The sequence below is a fragment of the Dyella lipolytica genome (assembly GCF_030160075.1).
Lineage (GTDB): Bacteria > Pseudomonadota > Gammaproteobacteria > Xanthomonadales > Rhodanobacteraceae > Dyella_B > Dyella_B lipolytica.
The window spans coordinates 1,975,802-1,989,733 of sequence record NZ_BSNQ01000003.1 but is presented as its reverse complement, the minus strand read 5'-3'; the positions used below and the strand labels follow the sequence as shown (position 1 = coordinate 1,989,733).

The following is a 13,932-nucleotide window of genomic DNA, read 5'->3' as shown; positions in this document are numbered from 1 at the left end:
TCACAAATCCGGCCCGATCACGAGATGCAGCTCCACGCCGTGGCGTTGCGCGTCATTGATGGGCGTACCCACATCGACCCGAATAAGGCCGACCGGTGAACGCCAGCGTACGCCGATACCCGTGCCGATTTTGGGTTTCACGTTCGTGCCAGCGAACGCGTTGCCGGCATCGACAAACGTAGCGATGCCCCAGCGCTGCGTGAAGTAGTGCTCCAGCGTTGCGCTACCCACCAGCAGGTTGTTGCCGCCGATGACGCGCCCGTAGCTGTTTTCCGGACCGATGGCCTGGAACGGATAGCCGCGGATCGACTGATCGCCACCCGCGAAGAAACGCAATTGAGGTGGCAGCGCGGCGAAATCGTCGGTCCAGATGTGGCCGTAGCTACCGCGCAGGATCAACCTGTTGTTGCGCCAGAACGCGCGAATCCACTTGGCGTCGGCGGTGACCTGGCTGAAACGCGCGGACGAAAGCAGATCGCCTGCGGTGCTGCGCACGGCAAAGCTGAGCAACCAGCCGCGCCGCACGAAATCGAGATTGTCCGCCTGCTTGCGCGTGAGCGAACCCTCGGCGTACACCAGCGTGCTGCTGCCATGTTCGACGCCCGGTGTGCTTTCCGGTTCATCGGAGCGTTTGCCCACGGAGAAGGTGCCCGACAGCGCATGCACGCCGACCGTGCGCACCCAGTCGTTCCACAATTCGCTTTCGTTGGCGACGAGTTCCAGCGTGCGCGATTGTGACGTTACGGTGTTGGCATCGCGATAGGTTGCGCCGAAGTTCAGGCTGCGCTCGTTGTCGCCTGGCAACGGTATCGTGTATTGCGTCGAAACCGTCTTGAGCCGTTGCGCGAGCACGATGTCGTTTTTCCACTTGTGCCCGTACTGATTCACCCATCGGTTTTCGATGCCGCCGCGTATGCCGACGCCGGTATCGGTACCCACGAACAGGCCTGCGGTGTAGATCGTGCGTTTGGCAGGCGCGAGTTCGACATCGATATCGACGATACCGTTTTTCGCGCTGTCGATTTGCGGCATCACGTTGACGATGGAGAAATAGTCCGCACCGTTCAGTACCTGCTGGAATTTCAGCAGTTGGTTCTGATCGAAATAGTCGCCCGGCTTGAACGGGACGTAGCGATCGAGAAATCCATCCTTGAATTGCGAGCCTTCGAAGTGAACCTGGCCATAGCGGTAGCGGCGGCCGACGTCCCAGGCCAAGTGGATGGCTGCCGTGCGTTCGCCGCGATGGACGTCCACGCGACGCACAGTAAGCCGCGCATCGAGAAAGCCGTTCGCGGTGAGGGCGTGGCTTAGGGCGTCGCGCGCGGTGTCGTACGCGTTGTCGTCCAGTCGTTGGCCCTTGAGCTTTTCGATGCCACGACGCGCGGATCGGACGGGCCCGAGCTTCGCGGCGGTCGGATCGAGCTGAATATCCACCGAGGTGACCTTGACCGGCTCACCCGGTGCGATGTGCAGCGTCACGCGCCAGTCCTTGCCGACCTGTTCCAGCTTGCCGGTGGCGTGCGCCTCGTAGTAGCCATAGGGCTGCAGCGCCGTTTCCACTTGCGCATCGGCGCGTTCATAAAGACGACGCACCTGCGCCTCGCTCACATCGCGCGTGGCGTATTGCGACAGGCTGACGCCGGCGATGACGGCGGCCTTGAGCGGATCGTCGACACCGTCCACGACCAACTGCACCCCGGCATGGCTCAGTGCCGGGAGCAGCAACAGCAGGAGCAGGCTTTGGCAGCAGCGAATCCAACGCATGCGTTAGGGTTCCATCCTCAGTCTTGGCATCGCGAACGTGAGCTTACCGAGCTTGGCATGGACGGCGCATTAAGTCGCTCGCGAGGCCGCTTCGCGGATTGCCGCATGGCGCTTTGGCGATGCCGCTGGGCTGAACCGTAAGGCCGTCCTTCTCGGACGGGACCCTGATTTAGGCCTAGTCCGATATCTCAGCGCCGCCTCGATATTTAGCATTCTCCTGGAGCTAGGAGCGGCCGCGTCCCATCGCGGCAAGCATGCACAGGGGATTCGTCCAGTGCGTGCAGTCAACGGCGGCAACCGTTCGCAGAAGCGATACGCGCCCACGACATCCCGACACGCAGGTCGGGACACCCCAGGCGGAAGGTCGATTCAAGGCTCTTTCTGAGAGGCCAGGGTCGGTTTGCGCCCCACAAACCCATCTCAATTGGAGCACTCGCATGAACAAGGTTTATCGAATTGTGTGGAATGCAGCGACTCAGTCTTGGGTGGCTGCATCCGAACTGGCCCGCGCTCGCGGCAAATCCACCTCGCGTCGGCGTACTGCGCTGGCGCTTGCCACCATGTCCGCGTTGGCGGTTTCGCCGGTGTGGGCGCAGACACTCGTTGACAATGGCTCGACCGTTACCGTCGACGGCACGCAGGCTCCTTGGACGCCAGCCACGTTGCGTGTTGGTAACAACGGCCAAGGTACGTTGAACATCGTGGACGGCGGTGTCGTTAACAGCGTTAACGGAACTTACGTAGGTGTGAATAGTGGCTCAGAGGGTGCTGTAACCGTCGATGGTGCGGGTTCGACCTGGACAGAGAGCGGTGGCATTGTTCTCGGTTACAACGGTGCCGGCACGCTCGATGTTACCAATGGCGGCACCGTTAACACGGCGGGCGCTTTGTATGTAGCCCAAATGCCTGGTGGTTCGGGCGCGGCCACGGTTGATGGGGTCGGTTCCTCGCTAAATGCCGCCAGTGGATTTTTTGTAGGGTCAAACTTTTCTACGCCAGGTGGTCAGGGTTCGTTGACCATCTCCAATGGCGCTTCGGCGACGGGCGGAAGCTTGAGAATAGATGGTCCTGATGGCGTGGTTAACGTCCAGGGCCCGGGTTCTAGCTTGGTTGTGACGGGCGTTGGCGGCCAAGTTATTGGCGCCTACGGCAACGGCACGTTGAACATTACCAACGGCGCTACTGCTGATATTTCGGGAAATAATGCGCCGACCGGCATTACGTTTCTTGGCTATAACCAGGGTGGCGTAGGCACGATCAATGTTGATGGTGCTGGTTCGCATTTGACGACAGGCGCGAGGGTATACGTAGGTGGCAACCCAAGCACAACCACGCCTTCTGGTATGGGTATTGTCAACATCACGAATGGCGCCACGGTCGATACGGCAGGGAGCGTGTACTCTGCGACGGCGACCAATCCGGAATCCGTCGGTATCATAAACATCGACGGCGCTGGTTCTAGTTGGACGTCCGTTGGTGGGTTCCAGATTGGTAGTAGCGGCCAAGGCACGATGTCCATCACGAATGGTGGGTCTGCCATTGGCACTATCACTGCAGGCGTTTACGCCGGCTCGCAAGGGTCGGTTTATGTCGATGGTAAGGGCTCTAACATCACAGGTAGTGTAAGCATTGGCTACAGAAGCACTGGGCTGCTGGAAGTCACCAATGGTGGTGCCGTCCATTCCGATCAAACGGTGATAGGTGGCTACAACAACGCTACCGGAACGGCCATTGTCGATGGTGTTGGTTCGAGCTTGACGACGAAAGGCGCCACCTACGTTGGCTTGGCTAATTCGGCACAAGGCTCGCTAACCGTTTCGAACGGCGGCAAGGTAAAGTCAACCACTTCCGATATTGCGTACTCCTCCGGCACAGCGGGAACGGTCGCCGTGGATGGTGCTGGCTCGAGTTTCTCCACGAGTGATTACTTGAAGGTGGGTACGGCCGACACGGGCTCGCTTGCCGTGACGAATGGCGGCAGCGTTGCCAGCAACAGTGCCATTTTCGGCGATAGCAAAACAGGCGTTGGCACGGTCACCGTTGACGGTGCAGGCTCCACTTGGGATAACGCTACGGCCATGACTGTTGGCAACAGCGGTCAAGGTGCGCTGACGATTTCGAATGGCGCGCTGGTTCAATCGAGCACCGTCGCTATCGGCCAGCAAGTTGGCTCGACAGGTACCCTGAATATCGGCGCCGCACCGAGCGATGCCGCCACAGCGCCTGGCACTTTGAATGCAACGAGCCTGAGTTTTGGCAAAGGCACGGGTGTCATCAACTTCAATCACACCGATACCAGCGGCAGTTACGTTTTTGCGCCCACCATCACCGGTGGCCCCGGCAGCGTCAACGTGTACAACGGTACGACGGTATTCAATAGCAACGACACTTACACCGGCGGCACGACCATCTCTGGCGGCACGCTTGCCATCGGCGACGGCGCGCATACGAGTGCTTCGCTGTCGGGCAGTGCTGTCGATGTGCAGTTGGCAGGTACGCTTTCCGGCTACGGCACGATCAATGGCGATGTCACCAACGCAGGCACCATGTTGGCCGGCAGCGCGAGTGGGCTCGGCAGCAATTTCGGCAATCTGACCGTCAACGGTAACTACACAGGTGGTGGCACGGTCGCGGTCAACACTGTGCTCAATGAAGGTGGCGCACTGAGCAATCAGCAGACTGACCGTCTTTTGATTCAAGGCAATGTCACCGGAACCACGCTTCTGGACGTGCGTGGCCAGGGCTTGGGTGCGGACACCGATCTTAACGGCGATGGTTTCGTGCAACCCAGCGAGGGCATCTCGTTGGTGCAGGTGCACGGCAACTCGACCACGAACGCGTTCCAGCTGAAGGGTGGCTACGTAGCGGTAGGTCCGTGGATGTACGACCTGTATGCATTCGGTCCGGGCGCGACCGATCAGTCGCAAAGCGTGTTGCCGAACGGTGACTCGCTGGATTGGGATTATCGACTGGCCAACGCTTTTGAAACCCCGGTGCCAGCTCCGACTCCGACGCCGGCACCTACACCGACGCCGACGCCGACGCCAACGCCGGCACCTACACCGACGCCGGCACCTACACCGACGCCGGCACCTACACCGACGCCGGCACCCACACCGACGCCGGCACCCACACCGACGCCGGCACCCACACCGACGCCAGCCCCGACGCCGACGCCGGCACCTACACCGACGCCAGCTCCGACGCCGACGCCGGCACCCACGCCGACGCCAGCACCTACCCCGACGCCTGTTGATCCGGCACCGCAGCCCGATGACAACAGCGAGATCCGTAAGGCGGTTCCGCCGCAGGTCGGTTCGTACGTCTCCTCGGCCACGGCGCTGCTGGGTTACGGCGGTCAGACCATCGACACGCTGCATCAGCGCTTAGGTGAAATCCGCAACGTGCAGGCCAAGGACAACGACCAGCTGGGTGGTGAAGTGTTCGCGCGCTACATCGGCACGCAATACAAGTACAGCTCCGACCGCAACTTCAATCAGTACGGCTACGACTTCAACCAGCAGATCAACACGCTGCAGTTGGGTGGCAGCATCCTGGGCTGGACGGGCGACAAGAGCAGCCTGCGTGCGGGTTGGGCGGCCGATGCCGGCACCACCACCGTGACGCCTCAGCGCACCAGCATCGGTGGCAGCTCCACCAAGTACAAAGCGCATGGTGCCTCGGCATGGTTGACCTGGCAGCAGGACAACGGCTTCTACGTCGATGCGATCGTCGGCGGCGAAAGCTACAACGGCAAGGTGAGCACCGACCTGCGCGGTTCGGATGTGGCCACGATCCGTGCCCACGGTTGGACGGCCTCGGTGGAAACCGGTTATCCGTTCCAACTGGGCAAGGGCTGGGCGATCGAGCCGCAGGCGCAGCTGATGTACCAGTCGCTGGTGTTCAACGACGTGGTGGATAAGGACAACTTGGCGGTGAAGCTGGGTGACGTCGGCCAGGCGACCTATCGCCTGGGTGCCCGCCTCACCAAGAGCGACAACGCCACGTTCTCGCCGTACCTGCGTGCCGATTACATCAACACCGTGGGTGGCCGTCAGCAGGTGAACATCAGCAGCACCGATTGGACGGATGTGCAGGCAACGTTTGCCGGTGGTCGTGCCGGTGCCAGCTATCGCCTGGGCGGTGGTGCGACCAGTCAGTTCACCAAGAACCTGGCGATTTATGGTGAGGTCGATTACCAAGGTGCGCTCAACAACTACGGCACCAGTGGTTGGACGGCTAACGTGGGTCTACGCTGGAATTTCTGACCACGTTGGTGCACAGGGAAGTGACGAAAGAGCCGGGTATGCCCGGCTCTTTTTTCTTTGCTTCCTCTCCCCTTCGGGGAGAGGATTGAGGTGAGGGGGGGCACTCTTGCCTGACGCATCGATCGAAGCGTGCTCTGAATCTGCATTTTCGCAAGAGCAGCCCCTCACCCAACCCTCTCCCCGGAGGGGAGAGGGCTCAATAGCAGAGGAGGGGAGAGGGCTTAGGTATGCGCGAGGTTTATTGGGGGCGTTAGCCCGCTGCGTCACCCGAGCTGTGCGCGATCCAGGCGCCGATCAATGCGGAGATATACGGGATCGCCTGCGCGGACAGGATGAAGATCCACAGCCGGCCTTCGGTGAAGTGCGAGATAGAGCTCATCAGCATGCCGACGACGCACAGCGCGAGCGCGCAAAGCATCAGCATCTCTTCGCGCACGGGAGCGAACGCGGCGAAGTTGCTGCCGCCCAGGCGTCGGCTCTTTGCGGTCACCACGAACGAGGTCTTCTTGCGCGTCAACCCGTGCAGGATGCCGCGCGCGATCGCGTGGCTGAGGCTCATGCTGGCCACGGACGCCATGATCGTGTCGTACCAGCTGCATGGCACGCGGGCGCGGTACAGCACGAAGCCGAAGATCGCCTTGGCGAAGAAGAAGCCGATTACGGGAACCAGGAACAGCTGCATGGGCAGGCTGAAGATTTGCGGCAAACCCACCATGCCGGCGGTCCAGAAAATCGCCATCAGCGTGAAGATCAAATGCAGCGCGTCGGCGAACCAGCTGAACCAGCCGGTGAGGAAGTGGAAGCGCTGGCCGCCGCTCAGCGGACCTTTCTTCGTCATCCAGCTCCAGCGGCCTTTCAAAATCTGCATCGCGCCGAAGGCCCAGCGATAACGTTGACTCTTGTATGCCTTGAAGTCGGCGGGCGTCAGGCCCTTGCCCATCAGCTCATCGACATAGACCAGCTCATAGCCGGCATGCATCAGGCGCAAGCCGAGCTCGGCGTCTTCGCAGATCGTCCACTCCGACCAGCCACCGGTGCCCTCTAGCGCGGAGCGGCGCACCATCGTCATCGTGCCGTGCTGAATGATGGCGTTGCGCTCATTGCGGTGGTGCATGCCGATGCGGAAGAAGCCGTCGTATTCCCACGCCGTCATGCGGCGGAAGCGGTTGTGCTCGAAATCGCGATGCGCCTGCGGGCACTGCACCACGGCCACCTTCGGGTCGTGGAAGTAGCCGGTCAGCGTGGACAGCCAGTCGGCACGCACTTCGTAATCGGCGTCGATCACCGCCACTACATCGGCGCGCGGGTCGGTTTCCTTCAGGCCGAAATTCAGCGCACCGGCCTTGAAGCCCGGCCAGGGTTCCAGGTGGAAGAAGCGGAAGCGGGAACCCAGTTTCTCGCAGTACTCCTGCACGGGCTTCCAGATCGCCGGGTCCTTGGTGTTGTTGTCGATGACCAGCACTTCGTAGTTCTGGTAATCCAACGCGGCCAGCGAATCGAGCGTGACGATCACCATCTCCGGCGGCTCGTTGTAGCAAGCCAGGTGAAGGGATACGAACGGCTGTTTCTCGACCGGATCGGGCTCCAGCATGCCGGCGTGGCGTATCCACTTGCGGCGCCACAGCACCTCGGTGAATTCGAAGCCGTTGATCAACAGGATCGCCAGGATCGCCACCTGCGCCGGGAACAGCAGCGCCAACATGCTCCAGTCGATCCAGTCGAGGTAGAAATTGAACGGCAGCGTGACCGACCACACGATCAGGCCGCAGGCGAGCTGGATCAGCACGTCGAAGAACAGCCGGCCCGTCAGCTTGAAGCGGTGGAAGCGGATGCCGAACCAGATCATCGGGATCAGAGCGAGCAGGCTGGCGCCCAATGCCTTCCAAGGCCAGCCGGTGTCTTCCGTCACCGGGCCGATGAAGGGGAACTTGGGTTGGCGGTCCGCACTGAAGATGCCCCAGTAGGCGCCGGTACGGCCCTCGCCGAGGTTTTCCTTCCAGGGCTGGTCGAACGCTTCGAACAGGTAGTAATCGACGTTATTCGCCTTCGCCCAGATCAGCCATTCGCGGTCGAAGATCGCTTCGTTGGAGATGGACGGGTAGGCGCGTTCACGACGATCGCCGTTCGACGGCCAACCGATTTCGCCAACCACCACATGCTTGTTCGGAAAACGTTGCTTGACGGCCAGGTAGGCGCCTTCGGCAGCCTGGATCGCAACGGATTTCCGCTGCTCGCTCGATACCGGCAGGCCGTTCCAGAATGGGAACAGGTGGATGGTAATGAAGTCCACGTGGTCGGCCAGTTCCGGGTACTTCAACCAGATGTAATCCGGCTCGGCGATCGATACAGGTTGGCGGATATGCGCGCGAGCCCGGTCGAGGTAGGTGATCATCTTCTCGACGGGTAGATCGTTGCGGAACAGCACTTCATTGCCGACGATCACGCGTTCGATCGTGTCCGGGTAACGGTTCGAGAGCGCAATCAGCGCATCCATTTCCTTTTCGTTGTTATCCAGGCGAGTGTCGATCTCGGCGCCGGCCATGACTTTCAGGCCTTCTTTCTGGGCCAGTCGGTACGTTTGCGGGTTCACCTGCATGGAGTAGGTGCGGATACGGCCCGTGTACTGGCGCAACAGCTTCAGATCGCTGTCGATCTGGTCGTCACTCGGGTAATCCTGATTGAACGGGTTCTGGTAGCGCTGGAACAGCGAGACCGTGAGGCCATTGATCTGGCCGTGCCAGTCCTGGGGGCCGTTCGGAAGATTGCTCCACCACCAAAGGCCGATATTCAACGCTGCCACCACCAACGCCAGCAGCATGGCGGTGAAAATCGATGACCTAGTTTGTGATTGGGTGGGTGTAGCGCTCAAGAAAATCCCCGTTAGGTGCCCCTCTCGAGGCGCATGAAGCCCGACGAGCTTAACCAATTGACGGCGTTAGGCTCAATAAATTGCGGCGGGAGCGGTCAGCGCGAGGTCAGGCCCGTCGGCCGTTCGGGGTAGTTTGGGCTTTTTCCAGGCCTTGGGGCAGGGCACGAAAGCGTAAGCGTGGCCTGGTGTCGCAAGAACTCGCAGATCTCATGCTTGCGACATCTCTAGTGACCGCTGCGCGGTCGAGTTTCGACGCCTTCGGTTGCCGAACTACTATCTGCTAGGCGCAGGCATCACGCCCTCTCCGCAAACGGGGAGGGCGTTTCGCGCACGATTATTTCAACAGCGAGCGCAACATCCAGGCCGTCTTTTCGTGTTCTTTCAGTCGGCCCGTCACCATGTCCGCCGTGCCTTCGTCGCCAATGGCATCGGCCGACTTGATCACTTCGCGTGACGTGGTCGCGGCAATCTCGTGGCCGGTGACTAACTGGCCGACCATGTCTCTCCAGTCGGGCACGCCGGATTCCTCCTTGATGGTGGTCAGCTTGCCGAATTGGCTGTAGGAGCCCGGGGCGAACACGTCGAGGGTGCGAATGCGCTCGGCCACTTCGTCCGCAGCCAGCCACAGTTCGTTGTACTGAGTTTCGAACATGGTGTGCAGGCTGTTGAAGTGCGGTCCCGTCACGTTCCAGTGGAAGCTGTGGGTCTTCAGGTAGAGGGAATAGGTATCCGCAAGCAGCTTGGACAGCTGCTTGGCGATCGTTTCGCGGTCCTTCTTCGCAATGCCGATGCTGGTGGCCATAGGGCGCTCCTTTCCAAGCGGGTTCTAGGGGATTGGCTTTAGAGCTTACCGACGCGTGGAGTGCGGGAGAAATGAATAGTGCAGATGCCGGCGATAGCCTCCGGCTATCATGTACGTCTGCATGAGTGATACGAAGCCCAACATCCCCGCCGTCTCCCCAGAAGCCCACCTGCGTGCCTTGCGCAAATCGCTGGATGCGGTTTCCAGCCGTGATTTCGGCCGTCTGCTGGGCCGTTGGCGCGGGCTGTCGCGCCGCCCGGACGCGAAAAAGCTAGAGACGCTAGCCGCCGATATCGCCGCTTCTGCCGAGCGGCGGCAGCGACGTGCGCGGAGCAAGCCACCGATCCGGCTGGACGAATCGCTGCCGATCACGGCGCGAGCGGAGGAAATCGTCGAACTGATCCGCGAGCATCAGGTGGTGGTGATCGCTGGCGAGACTGGCTCGGGCAAAACCACCCAGTTGCCCAAACTGTGTCTGGCGGCCGGGCGCGGCGAGGCAGGCCTGATCGGCTGCACCCAGCCGCGCCGTCTGGCCGCGCGCTCGGTGGCGCGTCGCGTGGCGGAGGAACTCAACACACCACTGGGCGACAAGGTCGGCTTCCAGGTGCGTTTTACCGATCAGGTCTCCGAGCAAAGCCTGATCAAGTTCATGACCGACGGCATTCTGCTCGCCGAAACGCAGGGCGATCCGTGGTTGTCAGCGTATGACACGATCATCATCGACGAGGCGCATGAGCGCAGCCTCAATATCGATTTCCTGCTCGGTTATCTCAAACGGCTGGCGGTAAAGCGGCCGGATCTGAAGATCATCGTCACCTCGGCGACGATCGACACCGCGCGCTTCGCCGAACACTTCGGCAACGCGCCGGTGGTGTCGGTGGAGGGGCGTGCGTATCCCGTGGAAGTGCGATGGCGTTCCACCGACGAGGTGGCTGCGCGCCGCAATCAGCGCAGTAGCGACATGCAGCAAGGTGGCGCCGAGCATGTCGCCGCCGTGCTGGATGAAATCACCCATGACGATCCGCGCGGTGACGTGCTGGTGTTCATGCCTGGCGAGCGCGAGATCCGCGATGCGCATTTGCTGCTTTCGCGCCGGCAGTATCGCGAAACGGAAATCATGCCGTTGTACGCCCGCTTGTCGGCCACCGACCAGGACCGCGTGTTCAAGCCTGGGCCGAAACGACGGATCGTGCTCGCTACCAACGTGGCCGAAACCTCACTCACCGTGCCGCGCATCCGCTATGTCATCGATAGCGGCACCGCGCGCGTGAAGCGCTACAGCCAACGCAGCCAGCTCGAACGCCTGCACGTGGAACCCGTGTCGCAGGCAGCGGCCGATCAGCGTAAAGGTCGATGCGGTCGCATCGGCCCAGGCATCTGCTATCGCCTTTACGATGAAGCCGATTACGCCGCGCGCATTGCCTATACCGATCCGGAACTGCTGCGTTCCTCGCTCGCGAACGTCATCTTACGCATGCTGGCGTTACAGCTGGGCGAGGTGGATGAGTTTCCATTTCTGGAATCACCCGATCCGCGCGTAGTGACAGACGGTTACCGCCGCTTGGCGGAAATCGGCGCCATCGACGATAGGCGCCAGCTCACCACGATCGGTCGCACGCTCGCACGCTTGCCCATCGACGTGCAGCTGGCGCGCATGCTGGTCGAATCGGAGAAGCTGGGCAGTCTGCGCGAGTTGCTGGTGGTTGTGGCTTTTCTCAGCATCCAGGATCCGCGTGAGCGCCCGGCCGATGCGCGGCAACAGGCCGATGCGGCGCATGCCGCATTTGCCGATCCCAAATCCGACATCGTCGGCGTATTGAATCTTTGGCGCGAGTACGACAGCGCGCACGAGGAGTTGACCCAGTCGAAGCTGCGCGATTGGTGCACGAGGCATTTCCTCAGCTTTCTGCGCATGCGCGAATGGCGTGAATTGCATCGGCAATTGCTGCTGGTGGTGCAGGAGATCGGCTGGAAGCTTGGCGCCGCTGCTCCCTCTCCCCTTCGGGGAGAGGGTTGGGGTGAGGGGGCAACCTCGCGAGCAACCGTCAACGCGCGCGAAAAGAATGCTAAGAAGATCCGCACGGAGGTGTCTTCCCGCAAGCCCCGGCCCCTCACCCCAGCCCTCTCCCCGGAGGGGAGAGGGAGTGACGATGCGGAGCGGCTGTACGAAGCGGTGCATCGTAGTCTGCTTGCCGGTCTTCCCACCCAAGTCGGCCACAAGGATGAGAAAGGCGTTTATCGCAGCACACGCGAGCGGCGTTTCCAGGTGTTTCCCGGCTCCGCGCTAGCCAAGACTCCGCCGAACTGGATCTTCGCAGCGCAGATCATCGATATCGGTGGGCGCGTATGGGGCATGATGTGTGCGCGCGTCGAACCGATGTGGATCGAGCAGCAAGCTGCGCATCTGTTGCGCAGCACCTGCCGCGATGCGCACTGGTCGCGCAAGCGCGGCACGGTCGTGGCTTACGAGCAGGTCAGCTTGTTTGGACTCGCGCTGGTCGAGCGCCGGCCGGTGACGTTCCAGCAGCAGGATCCGGCGCTGGCGCACGGGATCTTTTTGCGTGAAGCGATCGCGCGTTGCGACCTCGAAGCGCGGGCGGATTTCGTGCGCGCCAATCAGCGGGTGATCGAAGATGCACAAGGCATCGAGGCGAAACAACGCCGCGAAGGCTTGATTCGTCATGAAGACGATCTGGTCGATTTCTTCCGCGGCAAGCTACCGCAGGAGATCGCGAGCAGCCGCGCGCTGGACGCCTGGTATCGGCATGCGCGTCCGGCGGAACAGGCCGCACTGCGCTGGTCGATCGACGATGTGATGGTCGGCGGTACGGGGCTCGATCCCAAGGCGTTTCCGGCATCGCTCGATATCCCACCGCAGCGCTATCGATTGGAATACCGCTTCGTGCCCGGCGACGATGCCGACGGCGTTACGCTCCACTTGCCGTTGGCGATGCTCAACGCGTTGCCGACCGCTCGTTGCGAGTGGCTGGTGCCGGGCTTGCTTGGCGAAAAAGTTGCCGAGTTGATTCGCGGGTTGCCCAAGTCGTTGCGCCGCAACTTCGTGCCCGCACCGGATTTTGCACGCGCCTTTGTCGAAGCCGAATCGCCGCGCGATGAATCGTTGACGAAGGCACTGGCAACCTTTCTGCGACGCACGACCGGCGTAGAGATCAACGCAAGCGATTTTGCGCCCGTTGCACTTCCACCGCACTTTGCCATGCGCTATCGCTTGCACGACGACAAAGGCCACACACTCGCCAGTGGTCGCGATTTGTCGGCACTGCGCGGGCAATGGGAAGGGCAGGCGCGCGAGGCGTTTTCGCGCAAGACGGATATCGAACTCACCCGCGAAGACGTCACGAGCTGGGATTTCGAAGAAATTCCCGAGCAAGTGCGTTCAGACGGTGGGCTTTTGGCTTTTCTTGCTTTGGTCGATCTTGGCGATGCGGTCGCGTTACGTGTCTTCGAGCGTAGCGATGAAGCAAAAGCTGCGCATATCCAGGGTGTGGAACGCTTGCTGCGCCATGCATTGGCCAGCGACATGAAGCAGGCGCGCCGGCGTCTGCCGATCGCCAACGCGTTGTCGCTCAAGTATGCCCCGCTCGGCAGCATCGACGGTCTGCGCGACGATCTGACCGAAGGCGGCTTTACCGATCTGCTCGCCACGCAGCATTTGAATGTGCGCAGTGCAGCTGCTTTCGAGGTATTGCGAACCCATGCTGCACGCGAGTTGTTCGCGGCAGCGGTTGAGCGGCTCAAATTGGCCGAGCCGATCATCGAGGCGCAAGCCGAGTTGAAGCCTTGGCTGCAACCGCCGTTGCTCGGCTTCGCCCGTGCCAGCTACGACGATCTCGATGAACAGCTCGATGGCTTGCTCGCACCGGGGTTCCTGCGCGATTTGCCGACTGCGCGGCTGACCCACTTTCCCCGCTATCTAAAAGCCATGCGCCTGCGCGCCGAACGTCTGCGCCAGGACCCGGCCAGAGATCAGCAACGCATGCTGCAGGTGCTGCCTTACTGGCGCGAATACCTCAACCATCGTTCGGCCGGCGATCTCGGGCTGGACGAGCTGCGCTGGCTGATCGAGGAGTGGCGGGTGTCGTTGTTCGCGCAGGAGCTGAAGACCGCCGAGCCGGTATCGCCCAAACGGCTGGCGAAAGCGCTCGAAACGATACGCTGAACCTATCCCCTGGCGATCCACCAAGCGGTATGCTGGCTGCATGCACGGC

General features: G+C 61.5%; 5 protein-coding genes. 2 read left to right on the top strand and 3 right to left on the bottom strand.

The window, feature by feature from the left end:
* The gene (locus QQL64_RS10425) at window positions 1-1,764 is read right to left on the bottom strand and encodes an autotransporter assembly complex protein TamA (RefSeq protein ID WP_284398997.1); all 1,764 of its coding nucleotides are present in this window, start codon (window positions 1,762-1,764) and stop codon (window positions 1-3) included.
* 437 nt (window positions 1,765-2,201) lie between these two features.
* Here QQL64_RS10425 and QQL64_RS10420 point away from each other — a divergent pair, with 437 nt between their 5' ends.
* Window positions 2,202-6,032: an autotransporter outer membrane beta-barrel domain-containing protein gene (locus QQL64_RS10420; protein WP_284398994.1), complete on the top strand. Its 3,831-nt coding sequence runs from the start codon at window positions 2,202-2,204 to the stop codon at window positions 6,030-6,032.
* A gap of 250 nt (window positions 6,033-6,282) precedes the next feature.
* Here the strand turns inward: QQL64_RS10420 and QQL64_RS10415 are convergent, their stop codons facing one another.
* Both QQL64_RS10415 and QQL64_RS10410 read right to left on the bottom strand, forming a co-directional pair.
* Entirely contained in the window at window positions 6,283-8,850 is a 2,568-nt protein-coding gene (locus tag QQL64_RS10415) for a glycosyltransferase (RefSeq protein ID WP_284399745.1), read from the bottom strand.
* Window positions 8,851-9,235: 385 nt separating this feature from the next.
* The gene (locus QQL64_RS10410) at window positions 9,236-9,703 is read right to left on the bottom strand and encodes a Dps family protein (protein ID WP_284398993.1); all 468 of its coding nucleotides are present in this window, start codon (window positions 9,701-9,703) and stop codon (window positions 9,236-9,238) included.
* Window positions 9,704-9,824: 121 nt separating this feature from the next.
* Here QQL64_RS10410 and hrpA point away from each other — a divergent pair, with 121 nt between their 5' ends.
* Window positions 9,825-13,883, top strand: a complete 4,059-nt coding sequence (hrpA, locus tag QQL64_RS10405) for an ATP-dependent RNA helicase HrpA (protein WP_284398991.1) — start codon at window positions 9,825-9,827, stop codon at window positions 13,881-13,883.
* Window positions 13,884-13,932 lie beyond the last annotated feature (49 nt).

Bases quoted from the DNA above. Each gene is read 5' to 3' on its own strand.
- QQL64_RS10425 (WP_284398997.1), bottom strand. From the start codon at position 1,764: ATGCGTTGGATTCGCTGCTGCCAAAGCCTGCTCCTGCTGTTGCTGCTC.
- QQL64_RS10415 (WP_284399745.1), bottom strand. From the start codon at position 8,850: ATGCTGCTGGCGTTGGTGGTGGCAGCGTTGAATATCGGCCTTTGGTGG.
- QQL64_RS10420 (WP_284398994.1), top strand. From the start codon at position 2,202: ATGAACAAGGTTTATCGAATTGTGTGGAATGCAGCGACTCAGTCTTGG.
- QQL64_RS10410 (WP_284398993.1), bottom strand. From the start codon at position 9,703: ATGGCCACCAGCATCGGCATTGCGAAGAAGGACCGCGAAACGATCGCC.
- hrpA (WP_284398991.1), top strand. From the start codon at position 9,825: ATGAGTGATACGAAGCCCAACATCCCCGCCGTCTCCCCAGAAGCCCAC.